This window comes from Ewingella sp. CoE-038-23 (assembly GCF_040419245.1).
GTDB classification, from domain to species: domain Bacteria; phylum Pseudomonadota; class Gammaproteobacteria; order Enterobacterales; family Enterobacteriaceae; genus Ewingella; species Ewingella allii.
Map to the genome: position 1 here is coordinate 1,912,141 of NZ_JAZHOH010000001.1, position 15,548 is coordinate 1,927,688.

A 15,548-nucleotide genomic window follows, 5' to 3' on the forward strand; every position below is an offset into this window, starting at 1 on the left:
ACTAAACCGCCATTTGATGCACTTCAAAAGGCGGTTTTTTTTATTGCCATTTTTATTGCAATCAAGCAGTCAATACGCATAATCCCAATCTTTATGAGAATCATTGGCATTCTCATTTTGTCCATTGGGGAACCTCTATGCAAACGTCACACCGCTCACCGTCGGCGGGTCGCCTGACCCGTAGCTTATTATCTGTGCTGATCTGCTCGGCTATCGCCAGCCCGCTGGCCTATGCCGCCGCGCCAGCGACAACGGCGCCAGACAGCACAGCCAGCCCGAAAGGAGAAGATACCCTGACCGTCACCGCCGTGGCGGATGACTTCAAGGCTGGGGGCAACACCCCGGTGCCAGCCTATCTTGACGGCGGCGTGGCGAACGGCGGAAGGTTGGGGATCTTGGGCGAGCAGGATGCTAAAAACGTGCCGTTCAACGTGATTAGCTTCACCGACAAACTGATTCAGGACCAGCAGGCGCGCTCGCTGGCCGACGTGCTGAGCAACGATGCCTCTGTGCAGAGCGGCTACGGCTACGGCAACTTCTCCGAAACCTTTATGGTGCGCGGCTTCTCGCTCAATGGCGATGATATCTCCTACGGCGGCATGTACGGCGTGCTGCCGCGTCAGGTGGTCGCCAGCAACTTCGCCGATCGCGTCGAGCTGTTTAAAGGCTCCAACGCCTTTATCAACGGCGTCACCCCAGGCGGCAGCGGGGTAGGCGGTGCGATTAACGTCGAACCAAAACGCGCCTCTTCCGCGCCACTCACTCGCGTCACGATGGATTACACCAGCTCCTCGCAGATTGGCACCGGCATTGACGTCGGCCGCCGCTTTGGCGACAACGATCAGTGGGGCGTGCGGGTCAACGCCTTGCACCGCGAAGGGGACGCGGCGGTGGACGATGAATATCGCCGTACGACCCTTGGCTCTATCGGTCTGGACTATCGCGGCGATCGTTTCCGCAGCTCACTCGACCTTGGCTATCAAAAGCAGGTCGTCGGCAATGGCCGCCCGCCGGTGTATCTCAGCCCGACGCTGACCAAAGTTCCAGATGCGCCATCATCAACCCTTAACTACGCGCAGCCCTGGTCGAACACCCATACCGAGAACGAATTCGGCATGTTGAAAGGGGAGTATGACCTCACCGACCACTGGACGGCCTACGCCGGGCTGGGTGCTAGCCATGCGCACGAAACCGGCGATTACGCCTCGCCAACCGTAACCGATGTTAATGGAAACGGCACCATTGGACGCCTCAGCGTGCCTTACTTCGCCGATCGCATCTCCACCATGGCGGGGCTGCGCGGGGACTTCGACACCGGGTTTGTGTCGCACAAGGTTAACGTCGGCTTCTCCAGCGTCTATGTGAAGACTCGCACCAGCTACACCATGCCGAAAACCGCCGATCGCGGACCGTACAACCTCTATGATCCTGAGCCTATAAACTACCCGCCAACCAGTTTTACCGGCGGCCATATGGATGACCCGAAAGTGCGTAACCGCAGCCGCAGCAGTGGCATCGCGGTTTCTGACACCCTGGGCGTGTTGGATGACAAAGTGTTGTTGACGCTGGGGGCGCGCCGTCAGGAGGTTCTGACGCGTGGCTACACCTATGACGGCGTGCAGAATGCGGCCTTCGACGACACCAAGGTCACTCCCGCTTACGGCCTGTTAGTGAAGCCGTGGGAGCATGTCTCGCTCTACGCCAACCACATAGAGGGCCTTCAGCCGAGCGACCCAGCGCCAAGCTCGGCATCCAACGCTGGTGCGGTATTCCCGGCCATTACCTCGAAACAAAATGAAGTGGGTGCCAAGTTTGATTTCGGCACTCTCGGCGGCTCGCTGGCGCTGTTTGAAATCAAAAAACCGGCCTCTTACACCAATAGCGTGACGCGCGAATATGGCCTGTACGGCATGCAGCGTAACCGTGGCGTCGAGCTGAGCGTGTTTGGTGAGCCGATGTACGGCGTGCGCCTGCTGGGCAGCGCCATGTGGCTCAAGCCGGAGCTGACGGACACCAACGGTGGCCTGAATGATGGTAACGACGCCATCGGCGTGCCGAATTATCAGGTGGTGCTCGGCGGCGAGTGGGATGTCCCGCGCGTGCAGAACGTGACGCTGACCGGCAAGGTGATCCGCACCGGCTCGCAGTATCTCAATGAAGCCAACACGCAAAAAATAGATGCCTGGACTCGCCTCGACCTGGGCGTGCGTTACGCTATGCCGATGCAGGAACATACTCTGACATGGCGCGCCAATCTGGAAAACGTCACCAATGAGAACTACTGGGCTTCGGCCACCGGCGGCTATTTGACGCAGGGCACGCCGCGTCAGTTTAAACTCTCCGCCACCTACGATTTCTAATCACCAATGCCTCCCTTGGGAACAGGGGAGGCAAGGCTTTTTGGCACCTTTCCCTCCCCACTTTGATACTGAACATTTGGCTAAACGCCGCTTTAATAACCATACTCATAATCTTATGCGATAAAAGCATAAGGTTAGTCGTTAAACGACTTTCTTGTGAGTTAGCGACTCACATACACTCAGGAAATTATTAGCAATTTCGCTATGTTGGAGAGTCATCACCATGAAAGCCTTTATCCCTTCCGTTCTGTTCGCGGCTATCGCGGCCAGCTTTACCGTTCAGGCAGCCACGCCGGCGAATACCTTGGTTATTGCGCAATCTATCGATGACACGTCAAGCTTTGACCCGGCGCAGGGCTTTGAGCTGACCACCGTGCAGGCGTTCAACAATATTTATCAGCGTTTGGTGCAGTCAGACCCGAATAACCCAATCGATTTAAAACCGACGCTGGCGACCTCGTGGGAAGCAGGCAAAGACAACCGCAGCCTGACCTTTACCCTCGACCCTAAAGCCGTGTTCGCCAGCGGCAACCCGCTGACTGCCGACGACGTGATTTTCTCCCTGTCTCGCGTGGTGAAGCTCAACCTCGAGCCATCCTTCGTGCTGACCCAGCTGGGTTGGGATGCCAAAAACGTCGACAGCTTCCTGACCAAAGTTGACGATCACCACGTGAAGGTGAGCTGGACCGCCAACGTCAGCCCGAACTTCGTGCTGAGCCTGCTCTCTGCGCCGGTTTCTTCCATCATCGACAGCAAGCAGGTTAAAGAGAATGCCAAAGGCACCGACCTTGGCCATGAGTGGCTGGCCAGCCATTCCGCGGGCAGCGGCCCGTACAAAATCCGCACCTATGTGCCGCATGAAGTGGTGGTGCTCGACGCCAACCCAAGCTCGCCAGAGGGCGCGCCTAAGTTGAAAACCATCTTGATCAAAAACGTGCCGGATCCGGCTGCTCGCCGCCTGCTGATTGAGCAGGGCGATGCCGATATGGCGCGTAACCTCGGTGCTGACCAAATGGCCGCGCTGGAAGGCAAAAAGGGCGTGAAGCCGCTGGCGATCCCTTACGCGTCACTGTACTTCCTGCAATTTAACGCTAAAGCCTCTCCAGCCTTGGGCAATCCGGCATTTTGGGAAGCAGCGCGCTACCTGTTTGACTACAAACACATCGCCCACGATCTGATGAAAGACACCTTCCAGGTGCATCAGGCGTTCCTGCCAGAGGGCTATCTTGGCGCGCTGAATGACAACCCTTACACCTATGACCCAGCCAAGGCTAAAGCCATTCTGGAAAAAGCCGGGCTGAAAAACGTCACCTTCACCATTTCAACCTCCAACCAACCGCCGTATTTGGACATCGCTCAAGCCTTGCAGGCGAGCTTCGCGCAGGGCGGGGTGACGGTGAAACTGGATCCGGGCCTGAGCCAGCAGATTTCTACCAAGGTTAAAGCCCACGAGTACGACGCGTACATGTCCTCATGGGGTCCTGATTACTTCGACCCGAACACCAACGCCTCGGCCTTTGCCTATAACGCAGAGAATGGCGGCCAGACGCTGGCATGGCGCGCCAACTGGTCAATTCCAGAGTTGAATAAACTGACGCTGGCGGCGACCGCCGAGCCAGATCAAGCTAAACGCGTGGCGGATTACCGTAAACTGCAATTAGAAGTGCAGAAAAGCTCGCCGTTCGTGATTGGTTTGCAGGCCAAGAGCCTGATTGCCGTGCGTGACAACATTCAGGGCTACGTGCAGGGTATCAACCCTGACATGGTCTTCTACAGCAAGGTCACTAAGTAATGACTGATAGTTCAACACCCGCCGGATTCGTCCGGCAGGGTTGGCGCTGGTCAGGCCGTCTGCTGACCGGCCTGATTTCACTGGCGCTGACGCTGCTCGGCCTGCTGGCGTTTACCTTTACGCTTTCCCACCTCGCGCCGATTGACCCTACGCTGCAAGTGGCTGGCGACCACGCCAGCGAATCGACTTACGCCCAGATCCGCAAAGATCTCGGGCTGGATCAGTCGGTGCCGGTGCAGTTTGGTCGCTATGTTGAGCATCTGGCTCACGGCGATATGGGTATGTCGCGCATCACCGCGCAGCCGGTAGCGAGTGATTTGGCGCGCACCTTCCCGGCTACCGTCGAGTTAGCTACCTGCGCCATCATCTTCGGCGCTTTCTTTGGTATTTCGCTGGCGCTGCTGGCGGTATGGAAACCGGGAAGCTGGCTGGATAACGCCGCGCGGCTGATTTCGCTGCTCGGCTATTCGGTGCCGATTTTCTGGCTCAGCCTGCTAGGGCTGCTGCTGTTTTACGCCGTGCTGCACTGGGCCGGCGGGCCGGGGCGGCTGGACGATGTGTATCTCTATAGCATGGAGCCAAAAACCGGTTTTGTGCTGATTGACACCTGGCTGTCCGGCGATCGCGAGATGTTCTTCAACGCTATCAGCCACCTGTGGCTACCGGTAACCGTGTTGGCTCTGCTTTCCATGGCGGGGATCACCCGCCTGCTGCGCGCCTCAATGCTGGGCGAAATGAACAAAGAGTATGTGATTCTGGCGCGCTCGAAGGGCGCTGGCCGGGGCCGCGTGCTGCTGCGTCACGTCTTCCCTAACGTTTTGGGTACGCTCATCACTGTGTTAACGCTCTCCTATGCCAGCCTGCTGGAAGGGGCGGTATTAACCGAAACGGTATTTGCCTGGCCGGGCGTGGGGCGCTATCTGACCACCGCGCTGTTTGCTGCCGACACGCCAGCGATTCTTGGCGCGACGCTGCTGATTGGCACCTGTTTCGTGCTGCTCAATGCGCTGGCTGATGCCCTGACTTACCTTCTTGACCCGCGAACCCGATAAGTGGCTGACTGATATGACTCAACTTATTCCTGACCAGCCAACGCAGGTCGATGCCTCGACCGAATGGCGTCCGGCAAGGCGTATCACCACCTTGTCGATTGGCACCGCGCTGGTCATCATCCTGATTGCCTGCGCGCTGCTCGCGCCGCTGCTGGCACCTTTCGACCCGAACATTCAGCATATTGAATTTCGCCTGCTGCCGCCGTCTGCCGAGCACTGGCTGGGCACTGACGGCTTTGGCCGTGATTTGCTCTCCCGCGTGATTTACGGCGCGCGGCCTACGCTGCTGCTGGTGTCGCTGATCCTGATCCTGACCATCCCCATTGGCCTGCTGGTAGGGATCAGCGCCGGTTATATCGGCGGCTGGTATGAGCGCATTGTTATGCGCCTGACCGACATCGTGCTGTCGCTGCCAAGCCTGGTTATCGCGCTGGCGCTGGTGGCCATTCTTGGTCCGGGCTTGATGAATGGCGCGCTGGCGCTGGCTTTCACCAGCTGGCCGCCGTTTGCCCGTCAGGCGAGGGCGGAGACGCTGGCGCTGCGCCGCAGTGACTATCTGGCGGCGGCGCGTATGCAGGGCATTGGCGGCTTACGCCTGATGTTCGGCCATATTCTGCCGCTGTGCCTGCCTAGCGCCGTGGTGCGCGCGGCGCTGAGCCTCGGCGGCATTATCCTGGCCTCTGCCGGTTTGGGCTTCCTTGGTATGGGCATCCAGCCACCGACCGCCGAATGGGGTTCGATGGTTGCCGAGGGCAGTAAAGTGATTTTCGACCAGTGGTGGGTCGCCGCCGCGCCGGGCGGTGCCATCCTGTTCGCCAGTCTGGCATTCAACCTGCTGGGCGATGGCCTGCGTGACAAAATGGACCCGCGACATGGCAAATGATTTCGAGAAGAACCAACAAAAGACGCTGCACAATGACGTGCTTGTTGCCAAAGACCTGACGGTCTATCTGCCCGGCCCGCGCCCGGTGGAGCTGGTGAAGTCGCTCTCTTTCAGCGTCGGCAAAGAGCGCGTGGCGTTGGTGGGGGAGTCCGGCTCGGGTAAATCCTTAACCGCCCGCGCCCTGATGGGCCTGTTGCCGCACCCGTGCGAAGTGCGCGCCAGCCAGTTAACCTTGGGCGACCAAGACCTGCTGACCCTGCGCGAACGCCAGTGGAACCAGCTGCGCGGTAATCGCGTCTCCATGGTGATGCAGGATCCGAAACACGCTCTCAACCCGTCGCAGCCTATTGGCTGGCAGGTGGAGGAGCCGCTGCGTCTGCACACTCGCCTTGGTCGCAAAGAGCGGCAGGAGAAGGTGCTGGAGATGCTTAACGCCGTGGGCCTGCCAGACCCGAAACGCCTGTGCAAGCAGTATCCGCACCAGCTTTCCGGCGGCATGGGACAGCGCGTGATGCTGGCGATTGCTCTGATCAATGATCCACAGTGGCTGATTGCCGACGAACCGACCTCGGCGCTGGACTTTGACATGCGCGAGCAGGTGCTGGGCTTGATTGAGCGTCTGGTGGAGCAGCGCAACATGGGGCTGATTTTGATTAGCCACGACTTGCAGCAGGTGTCGCAGTTCTGCGAACGCGTGCTGGTGATGTACAAGGGCGACCTGCTGGATGAACTGCCAGCTGACCAACTGGCGCACGCCACGCATCCTTACACTCACACTCTGTGGTCATGCCGTCCGAGCAAGTTCACCCACGGCGAGCGCCTGCCGGTGCTTGACCGCGCGCTGCTTGAGTCATTGAAATCCGCTTCATCGAAAGATGCTTCCTCACAGGAGCCACAGCCATGAGTCAGGTCGTTGCTGAATTAGACCACCTCAGCGTTTCACACCGTCACGGCTATGAGCTGCGCACCGTGGTGCATGACGTGCGTCTGAGCATTAAGCAGGGCGAGTGTTTTGGCCTAGTCGGCCCGTCAGGCTGTGGTAAGTCCTCGCTGCTTTGGGTGTTGGCTGGGTTAAATGGCCAGTGGGAAGGTGACTTAACCATGCTCGGTCAGAAGCTGGTGCCGGGTAAGCCGTTCACCGGCAGCCTGCGCCGCGACGTGCAGATGGTGTTTCAGGACCCCTATGCCTCGCTGCACCCGAAACATCGCCTCAGCCGCACCTTGGCTGAGCCGCTGAAAATCTTGAAAGAGCAGGATATCGAGCAAAAAATTGCCGAAGGTTTTCGTCAGGTAGGACTCGATCCCAGCCTGATGAGTCGCTATCCACATCAGCTTTCCGGCGGCCAGCGCCAGCGCGTGGCAATCGTTCGCGCTCTGCTGCTTAAGCCGAAATTGCTGCTGCTGGATGAGCCGACGTCGGCGCTGGATATGTCGGTGCAGGCTGAAATCCTCAATCTTCTCAATGACCTGAAAGCTTCAACGGATCTGACCATGCTGCTGGTAAGCCACGACGCCGATGTGATTGACCACATGTGTGACCGAGCCGTGCATATGGCGAAGGGGCATATTGTCGGGTGATGTAGTCTACCGGCCCTAGCACGAGGCAAGCGAGCGTTAGGGCCGGTGACTCATTAGCGCGCTAGCCCAAAGCCAATTTCATACAGCGGCGATTGGCTGTCGTGCGGCATATCGGACTGCTGCTTGAGCACGGCTTCCATGGAGGAAGGTAGCTCGAAAGGCAGTTTGCCGGTGAAGGCTTCGCTGCTGGTCAAGTGGCTAAACAGCACCGAATCACTGACCCCAAAATTGCCGATAATGGCTTTGGCTTTATCTTGTACATTGCTCAAAATCGCCGGGCGATCCAGATACAGGCTAACCACCGTCGGGACGTGCTTACTGGCATTAATGATTGCCCGATAATCGGCATTGTCCTCAGTAAAGGCCAGCGAACCTTCATGATGGCGTTTGCCAAAGAACCAGTTCTGATGCAGCTTTTCATATGGCGCCTGGGCGCGGATCAGCGCGACATCGGCCTTTTCCGGCGAGTCGACGACGGTAAATCCTGCGTCCTGTGCCGCTTTCGCCGCCACGCCGTACAGCCAGATTTTTTTGCCTTTTTTCAGAGGTAAAATGGCGTCTTTGTTCTGCAACAGCACCAGCGAGCGCCACTGTGCGGCATCGGCCTCTTTCTGCCAGTCAGCCCGGCCCACGGTTTGCGCGGCTTTCTGCACATCAACGTACGGATTTTCAAACAGGCCGGTTTGGAATTTTTGCTGGAGAATGCGCACCACGGACTCATTAAGCCGCTGTTCGGTCAGCTGTTTTTCATTGACTGCGTTGACCAAAAGCTGGGAGTCGGTTACGCCGCCAAACTGATCGATACCGGCTTTCACCGCCTTAACAAAACGCTGCTGGGGAGTGAGCTGCTCGACGCCCCACGACATTCCGCCAGGTACCGGTTCTTTGCCGTCCGGCTCGCCGTTGATACACACCTCATCGCAGTCATTGGTGATCAGCCAGTCGCTGAGGATCACGCCCTTAAAGCCATATTGCCCGCGTAAAATATCCGTCAGTAGCTGGTGGCTAAAGCCCGCGCCGACCTGCTCCAGCTGTTTGCCCTCAATCGATACATTTTTCAGGATGGAGTAGGTGGGCATGACGCCAGCAACTTGAGATTCAAACGCGCCGGTGAAGGGGTAAATATGCTCTTTAAGATTGTTGCCGGGGAAAACGGCGTTCTTACCATAAACGCTGTGGCTGTCGAAGCCGTTTTCCGCCGCGCCATAGCCTACCCAGTGTTTAACCACCGAGATAACGCTGCCCTGATTCAGCCCGCTGTTGCCGTTTTGCATGCCCGCAATGTAGCCACGCACCATGTTATGGACGCGAGTCGGATCTTCGCCAAAGGTGCCGCTGATTCGCGCCCAGCGGGGTTCGGTCGCCAGATCGGCCTGCGGAGACAAGGCTTCTCTAATTCCCACTGCCAGATATTCCTGACGGACAATATCGGCATAGCGGCGAGTGGTTTTTTCATCGCCGATGGCGGCCAGGCCCAGTGTTTCCGGCCATTTGGTGAATTTACCGGCTGACGAGCTGGCACCCACTAAATACTCAAACGCGTTGCGGGGATCACTGCTGATGGTGATGGGAATACCCAGCCGCGTTCCTTCGGCAATCTGTTGAAGTTTGTTATTTTCTTCGGCCATCGCCGCCGGATCCTCCCCGGTTAAACGGGTGATCAGGCTATTCACCTTGGCCCCGGCAATCATCTGTTTCGCAGCGTTAAGATCATAGTTGCTACCCGCGCCGATAGGGCTGTTAGCCGTGGGGGCAGAGCCGTGCATCATCACCCCGGCTTTTTCTTCCAGCGTCATGCGCTTCACCAGATCCGCTGCGCGCATCTCCGGCGTCAGCCGCCAGTCTTCATAAGGTTCCAGTTTTCCCGAATGATTGAGGTCTTTGAACTTCAACCCATCGACGGTCAACAGGGTGACATCGCGCTGGCTGAGTTCGGGCTGATCATCATTGGCGAAAGTCGGAGGGGTGGAGAGCAGTAAGGCCGAAACGGCGAGGCTCAGCGGTGTGATTTTCATCATTATCATCCTTAATAGTTGATTTATATACAAACAAGCCGCTCAGTAATAACCTACTTAGGGGATTGATATTGCGATAGAAGTCGCATATCCGAGGTGGCCGAAAAATCAGCACCAGCCTTTAACCGCGCTTTAAATTTGGCTTAACGCCGCCTTAGCTAATTTTCTGAATTATATTGCTTAATTTCATGGTTTTGCCTTGGAGTGAGTGTCCTTACACTCGAAAAACACTTAATTTTTCGGGAGTTTTGCCTTCATGAAAGTTCGTCTTCCTTCTTTGCTTTTCTTGGCCGTTGCGGCGGCGTTCAGTGCTCATGCGGCGACGCCGAAAGATACGCTGGTGATCGCCAGCACCCTTGAGGGCATTATCAGTCTCGACCCGGCTGAAAGCTTTGAAACCGTGAGTTCGGGAAATTTAATCAATATTTATCAGCAGATTGTCTCTCCAGACCGCCAGCACCCTGACACGCTGGACCCGGACGTGGCCTCAAGCTGGACCAAAGGCGATAGCGAACACAGTTTGGTGTTTACCATCAAGCCGGGAGTGAAGTTCGCCAGCGGCAATCCGGTGACGGCGGATGACGTGATTTACTCTTACACCCGCGCGGTGAAACTCAACAAAAGCCCGTCGTTTATCCTCGGCGAGCTGGGCTGGACGCCGGACAACGTTGATGCCCAATTCAAAAAAGTGGGTGACGATAAGCTGCAAATCAGCTGGCCTGCGGATATCGGCAGCGAGCTGGTGCTGCGCGTGCTGACCGCGCCGGTGGCGGCGATTGTCGACAGCAAGCTGGTGAAATCCCACGCGGAAAATAACGACTTCGGCAACAGCTGGTTGCGCTCTCGCTCGGCGGGCAGCGGTGCCTTTGAAGTGCGTAACTACGTGCCGCACGAGGCGCTGGTGCTGAAACGCAACCCGAACGCGCACCCTCTGGCGAAGCTGGAAAACGTGCTGTTTAAAAACGTCGCGGACCCGGCAACCCGCCGCCTGCTGGTGCTGAATGGCGACGCAGACATTGCCTATGATTTGGGGGCCGACCAGTTCGCCTCGCTGCAAAAAGAGAAGGGCGTGCGCGTCTCTGAATTCCCGGCGGCCAAGGTGTTCTATCTGGCCTTCAACACCGGCGACACCTCTCAGCCCGCGCTGAACAACCCGGCGCTGTGGCAAGCGGCTCGCTGGCTGGTGGACTATAAAGGCATCTCGCAGGACCTGCTGAAAGGCCAGTACGCCATCCACCAAACCTTCCTGCCTGACGGTCTGGCTGGCGCGATTGACGACCAGCCGTTCAAGCTGGATGTCGCCAAAGCGAAAGAGATCCTGAGCAAAGCGGGTATCGCCGAAGGCACCAAAATTGACCTGCTGGTGATCAACCAGCCGCCCTATTCGGATATCGCCCAGTCGCTGCAAGCCAGCTTCGCCAAGGCGGGAATTAACTTAGTGGTACATCCGCTGGTGGAAAGCGACGTGCTGACTCGCATGCGTGCGCACAAGTTCCAGTCCATCTTCACCTACTGGGGCGCGGATTACCTCGACCCGAATACCAACGCCAGCACCTTCGCCTATAACGTGCCGGACGGCCCGAAAACCTTGGCCCAGCGTATTCAGTGGGTGATCCCTGAAATCAGCAAGCAGACCCGCTAAGCGGCGGCAGAGTCTGACCCAACCAAACGTCTGGCGCGCTACGCCGATCTGCAACGTGAATTGCAGCGCAATTCGCCATTCGTGGTGGCGTTGCAAAGCAAACTACTGGTAGCTTTACGTGACAACGTAACGGGTGCCAGCCAGAACGTCGCGGGTAGCCAGCTGTATTTGGATACGGTGAATAAATAAAAGTAGAGTGAAAGATAAAAAGCCCCGCGATGTTTAGCGGGGCTTTTTGCTTAAGTGGTAAAGCTTTTAGTAGCTTAATCCAGTTTATAAACCTGCGCAGAAATTGCGCCAGCGTGGATGGCATCGCTTTGCTCGCCCGGCTTATAGCTGCCTTGGGCATTATCTCCGGCCACCAGTTTGGCGGTTTTTACCTTCAACGCGGGGACGGAAACATCGCGCGGCTGCTCACTTGGGTTGAGCACCACCAGATAGCGGTCGTCGCCCGAGGAGCGCAAATAGACCATCGGGTAGGGCTGATTGACGTCGCTCACCAGCTTCCAGTCGCCATCTGCCGACAGCGCCGGACTGTCTTTGCGCAGCGTCAGTAGCTGGCGGGTGTAGTTGAGCAGCGAGGCAGGGTCTTTGTCCTCCTTAGCTACTGTCGGGCGATTAGCGTCTTTATCCACCGGCAGGTAGAGATTCCAATAATCCGCCGTGGAGAATCCGGCGTTTTTCGAGTCATCCCATTGCATTGGCGTCCTTGAACCCGCGCGGTTCTTGGTGGCACGCCCCTGACTGCCTTCTTTATTCCACAGCCCGGTCTGGAATTTCATCCCAATTTCATCGCCATAGTAGATAAACGGCGTGCCCGGCATGGTGAGGAAGAAGGTCATGGTGACTTTCAGCTGGTCGAGAGTGTTACGGTCACCGGCGTTCAGGCGCTGGATATCATGGTTGCCGGTCGGTAGCGAGATATAGCTCTTGCCCTTGGTGGCGTTGTATTGCTCGGTGTAAAGATCGTACCACTCCTTGATTTGGCCTTTGCCCTGTTTGGCGAAGTAGCTGACCTGCGGCTCGAACTCGCCGCCGACCTTGTTAAAGAACAGCGAGGAGAAGTTATATTTGCCGGTGTGCATCATGAAATCGATGTTGAACCCGGCGGCGGAGGACTCCTTCGGGTTGCTCCATTCGGAGATAAGCACGCCTTCGGGATACTTGGCTTTGTACCATGAGGAGATGTCCTGCCAGACTTTGATGGAGGCCAGTTTGCCCGGATCGTTTTTCACCACGCTGGAGGCCATATCCACGCGGAAGCCGTCGGCACCCTTGTCCATCCAGAACGCGATAATGTTTTCGATTTCGCGGCGTACCGCCATCGGGCCGGGGGCGTCAATTGGCTGCTCCCACGCGTGTTGCGGATTCGGATTGGCGTAGCCGTAATTCAGCGCTGGCTGGGAATCGTAGTAGTTTTTGATATAAAACGGCGAGCGGCCTGAGTCGCTTTTCACAAAGCTGTCTTCACCAATTACGCCGCTGATTTGGTCTTTCTCTTTGCCTTTGACGTCATCGGGAATTCTGTCCGGCCAGATGTAGTAGTCGCTGTAGCGCTGGTCCGGGCCTTTCTTCGACTCTAAAAACCAAGCGTTTTGGTCGGAAGTGTGTCCCGCCACCAAGTCCAAACAGACGCGCAGGCCGTGTTTGTGGGCCTCTTCCACCAGTCGTTTGAAGTCGGCATTGGTGCCAAAGCGTTTGTCGATGGAGTAGAAGTCGGTGATGTCATAGCCGCCGTCTTTGAATTCAGAGGAGAACATCGGGTTGAACCACAAGGTGTTCACGCCGATGGATTTTATGTAATCCAGCTTGTCGATCACTCCCTGAATGTCGCCGACGCCGTCGCCGTTAGAATCTTTAAATGAGGAGGGGTAAATCTGGTAAAAAACCGCTTTGCTGACCCATTCTGGGGCGTCGTTTTGGGCCTGCGCCTGCCCAGAAATTGCCGCGACGGCTAACGCGGTGAATATCGCAATGCTATGCTTCTTCATGTCACTTTCTCCTGAGTAAAAAAATAATAAAAAGTACTAATCGTGTTTCATTTTTAATACGAGGAGTTATGACAGTAGCAGCTATTTAGCCACGTCATTTCAATAGGCTAGGGCAGAGCATAGCTTTGTGAGTAGGGTCACAATCAATGATCGCGCTAATGAAATGTTGCAAGTTGATAGAGGTTTTATCAGCTGAACTTTGAAGATTTAAGGGGCTTATGCAGCAGGTAAATAAGAGTCAAATTGGCGGCGCGCTGAGCTTTATGCTTGGCGGGCTGATCTACTTATTGGCAGAGAAAATCGCCGCGCTGGGTTGGCGGCAACCGGCCTACAGCTACGTTAATAATTACATTAGCGATCTGGGGGTTGCCGAGTGCGGCGTGATGCCGGACGGACGAGACATTTGCTCGCCGCTGTATGGGGTGATGAACGCCGGTTTTGCGATAGAAGGCGTGCTGTTTTTCATCGCCTGCTGGCTTTTGCGGCCGTTGTTTAGCGGCCTGTCGGCAAGGCTGATGCTGCTGTTTGGCCTGCTGCACGGCGTAGGCGGAATTCTTATTGCCCTGTTCCACAGTGAACCTTCAGACACTGTTTTTCATGGCGTGTCGCTGCATCAGTTCGGCGCATTTCTGGCGATCGTCGGCGGGAATCTGACCTTGCTGTGCGCGGGCTGGAGCCAGTGGAATAAGCCGTCATGGCTGATTTTTAGCCGGTTAAGCTGGCTGTTGGGCGTTTTTGGTTTGCTTAGCGTCGTGGTTTTAACCCAAGATATTTTACTACCCATCGGCATTGCTGAGCGAGGCTCGGTTTACAGCATCACGTTTTGGCAAATTTTTACCGGCATCTCTCTGCTGGCGGCGCGGGGAAATAAGCAGCAGGCGGCCTGAAACCGCCTGCCAGTCGGCTTATTTGTTACCGAAACGGCCAATTATCCCGGCGGCACCTTTGCTGTGTCCGTCGAGTTTTTCCAACAGCTGTTCGCGCGTCAGGCCCGCAGGCAGGGCATCCGGCGTCAGGTCGGTGGCGATCAGCGTGAAGGTGTAGTGGTGAACCCCGGCGCTGACCGGCGGGCAAGGTCCGTTGTAATGTCCGTTACCCTGGGTGCTTTTGCCGCCGACAAAGCCTTTGCCTTTCGCCAAATCGTTTTCGGCAAAGCCTTTGGCATCCGGCGCAATCCCGTAAGCCACCAGATGATTCACCCCCAGCCCGCCGCGCCCCTCTGGGTCAACCATCGTCAACGCCAAACTCTTGGTGCCTTCGGGCACATTTTCCCAACTTAGCGCCGGGGAAGCGTTTTCACCGGTACAGAACTGATTGCCTTTGATATTTCCTGCGAACTTCTGCGCCATCATCTCACCATCTTTGAAGTCGCCAGAGGTAAGGGTGAAGATACCCGCCGCATTGGCGAGCGGTAACCACGCAGCGAGCGTGACGGCGAGAGTCGTTTTTAACACTGTTTTACATGCGGGCATGGTGAATCCTTCGGATGGGAATGTGTTTGAAAGCATAGCAGGAGGGGGGAGTTATGCGCATAACAGGCGGGGAGAGGAAAAGTGATGAATTGTTATTGAGGGGGTTTTAATTGCGAATTTTGGGGGGGGGAATTCAAGACCGTGGGCTCGCCGCCCACACGGGCCCAAAGTTCAAGGTCGTGCGCTGCCGCCACACCGGCCTTAAGAGGCGCCTATCGCCGCGCCTCTTAAGAATCTCCGGCTCTTTACTGCGCGCTGTCGCTGGCTGAATGGACGTGTTTCAGGTACATCTGTTCTCCACCGCAAAATGTCGCCGCTTAGGCGGTACCTTCGCTGCGGGATTCAAGCCTTAGGTCTTGAACCTCTTGCTCAGCGCCATTTTTGACTGCGGTTTTGGGGCATTTCAACCGTGCCGTTTCAGGGGGCCTTGTCTTGGATTTGGGTTTTGCTCATTCTCCTCTCAGAGGAGAAGGCAGGGATGAGGAGTGGTTTGACTCAACGCTAAATGTGGCAAACCTCACCCCAGCCCTCTTTTTGAAAAGGAGAGGGAGCAACTGAAAAGGCACGGTGGAGAAGCCAGTAAGTCGCGTTCAGAAGTGACGCCGAGGGAGTGGTTCGAGACCTATGGCTCGAAGCCCGAACTGAGGGAACCGCCTAAGCGGCGGCACTTCGCGACGATCACTAAAGTGCCTGAAACATGTCCATTCCAACCCTGCGCAGCCTCGAACTCACAAAAGAAAAAACGCAGGGTTCCAAGGGAGGC

10 protein-coding genes and 1 pseudogene are annotated in these 15,548 nt (G+C 56.7%); 8 read left to right on the forward strand and 3 right to left on the reverse strand.

Going from position 1 to position 15,548, the window contains the following annotated elements; genetic code table 11:
- Nucleotides 1–137: 137 nt before the first annotated feature.
- From V2154_RS09015 to V2154_RS09040, 6 genes are all read left to right on the forward strand, one after another.
- Nucleotides 138–2,360 (forward strand): TonB-dependent receptor, encoded by a 2,223-nt coding sequence (locus V2154_RS09015; RefSeq protein WP_353501939.1) that lies wholly within the window; start codon nt 138–140, stop codon nt 2,358–2,360.
- Between the two features lie 223 nt (nt 2,361–2,583).
- A complete protein-coding gene (locus V2154_RS09020) occupies nt 2,584–4,152 on the forward strand; it encodes an ABC transporter substrate-binding protein (protein WP_353501940.1) in 1,569 nt (522 codons plus the stop codon).
- Nucleotides 4,152–5,204 (forward strand): ABC transporter permease, encoded by a 1,053-nt coding sequence (locus V2154_RS09025; protein ID WP_353501941.1) that lies wholly within the window; start codon nt 4,152–4,154, stop codon nt 5,202–5,204. The genes V2154_RS09020 and V2154_RS09025 overlap by 1 nt, the downstream gene beginning before the upstream one ends.
- A gap of 13 nt (nt 5,205–5,217) precedes the next feature.
- Nucleotides 5,218–6,087 carry an ABC transporter permease gene (locus tag V2154_RS09030; protein WP_353501942.1) on the forward strand — a complete coding sequence of 290 codons (870 nt, stop codon included), beginning with the start codon at nt 5,218–5,220 and terminating at the stop codon, nt 6,085–6,087.
- Nucleotides 6,077–6,991 carry an ABC transporter ATP-binding protein gene (locus tag V2154_RS09035; RefSeq protein ID WP_051899443.1) on the forward strand — a complete coding sequence of 305 codons (915 nt, stop codon included), beginning with the start codon at nt 6,077–6,079 and terminating at the stop codon, nt 6,989–6,991. Before V2154_RS09030 ends, V2154_RS09035 begins: the two co-directional genes overlap by 11 nt.
- Nucleotides 6,988–7,665, forward strand: coding sequence for an ABC transporter ATP-binding protein (locus V2154_RS09040; RefSeq protein WP_353501943.1), 678 nt, complete (start codon nt 6,988–6,990; stop codon nt 7,663–7,665). Before V2154_RS09035 ends, V2154_RS09040 begins: the two co-directional genes overlap by 4 nt.
- 53 nt (nt 7,666–7,718) lie before the next feature.
- Here the strand turns inward: V2154_RS09040 and V2154_RS09045 are convergent, their stop codons facing one another.
- Nucleotides 7,719–9,680 carry a glycoside hydrolase family 3 protein gene (locus tag V2154_RS09045; protein WP_353503958.1) on the reverse strand — a complete coding sequence of 654 codons (1,962 nt, stop codon included), beginning with the start codon at nt 9,678–9,680 and terminating at the stop codon, nt 7,719–7,721.
- 256 nt (nt 9,681–9,936) lie between these two features.
- Here V2154_RS09045 and V2154_RS09050 point away from each other — a divergent pair.
- A pseudogene (locus V2154_RS09050) lies at nt 9,937–11,511 on the forward strand (ABC transporter substrate-binding protein).
- Nucleotides 11,512–11,585: 74 nt separating this feature from the next.
- Here the strand turns inward: V2154_RS09050 and V2154_RS09055 are convergent.
- On the reverse strand, nt 11,586–13,313 hold the full coding sequence (locus V2154_RS09055) for an alpha-amylase family glycosyl hydrolase (protein WP_353501944.1): 1,728 nt from the start codon (nt 13,311–13,313) through the stop codon (nt 11,586–11,588).
- A gap of 218 nt (nt 13,314–13,531) precedes the next feature.
- On the opposite strand from V2154_RS09055, the gene V2154_RS09060 reads away from it, so the two are divergent.
- Nucleotides 13,532–14,200, forward strand: a complete 669-nt coding sequence (locus tag V2154_RS09060; protein ID WP_353501945.1) for a DUF998 domain-containing protein — start codon at nt 13,532–13,534, stop codon at nt 14,198–14,200.
- 18 nt (nt 14,201–14,218) lie between these two features.
- Here V2154_RS09060 and V2154_RS09065 read toward each other — a convergent pair whose 3' ends face one another.
- Nucleotides 14,219–14,785: a YbhB/YbcL family Raf kinase inhibitor-like protein gene (locus V2154_RS09065; protein WP_353501946.1), complete on the reverse strand. Its 567-nt coding sequence runs from the start codon at nt 14,783–14,785 to the stop codon at nt 14,219–14,221.
- Nucleotides 14,786–15,548: the final 763 nt, after the last annotated feature.

Excerpts from the sequence above, each read along its gene's own strand:
- V2154_RS09045 (WP_353503958.1), bottom strand. The coding sequence starts at position 9,680 with ATGAAAATCACACCGCTGAGCCTCGCCGTTTCGGCCTTACTGCTCTCC.
- V2154_RS09015 (WP_353501939.1), top strand. The coding sequence starts at position 138 with ATGCAAACGTCACACCGCTCACCGTCGGCGGGTCGCCTGACCCGTAGC.
- V2154_RS09055 (WP_353501944.1), bottom strand. The coding sequence starts at position 13,313 with ATGAAGAAGCATAGCATTGCGATATTCACCGCGTTAGCCGTCGCGGCA.
- V2154_RS09030 (WP_353501942.1), top strand. The coding sequence starts at position 5,218 with ATGACTCAACTTATTCCTGACCAGCCAACGCAGGTCGATGCCTCGACC.
- V2154_RS09060 (WP_353501945.1), top strand. The coding sequence starts at position 13,532 with ATGCAGCAGGTAAATAAGAGTCAAATTGGCGGCGCGCTGAGCTTTATG.
- V2154_RS09025 (WP_353501941.1), top strand. The coding sequence starts at position 4,152 with ATGACTGATAGTTCAACACCCGCCGGATTCGTCCGGCAGGGTTGGCGC.
- V2154_RS09035 (WP_051899443.1), top strand. The coding sequence starts at position 6,077 with ATGGCAAATGATTTCGAGAAGAACCAACAAAAGACGCTGCACAATGAC.
- V2154_RS09065 (WP_353501946.1), bottom strand. The coding sequence starts at position 14,785 with ATGCCCGCATGTAAAACAGTGTTAAAAACGACTCTCGCCGTCACGCTC.
- V2154_RS09020 (WP_353501940.1), top strand. The coding sequence starts at position 2,584 with ATGAAAGCCTTTATCCCTTCCGTTCTGTTCGCGGCTATCGCGGCCAGC.
- V2154_RS09040 (WP_353501943.1), top strand. The coding sequence starts at position 6,988 with ATGAGTCAGGTCGTTGCTGAATTAGACCACCTCAGCGTTTCACACCGT.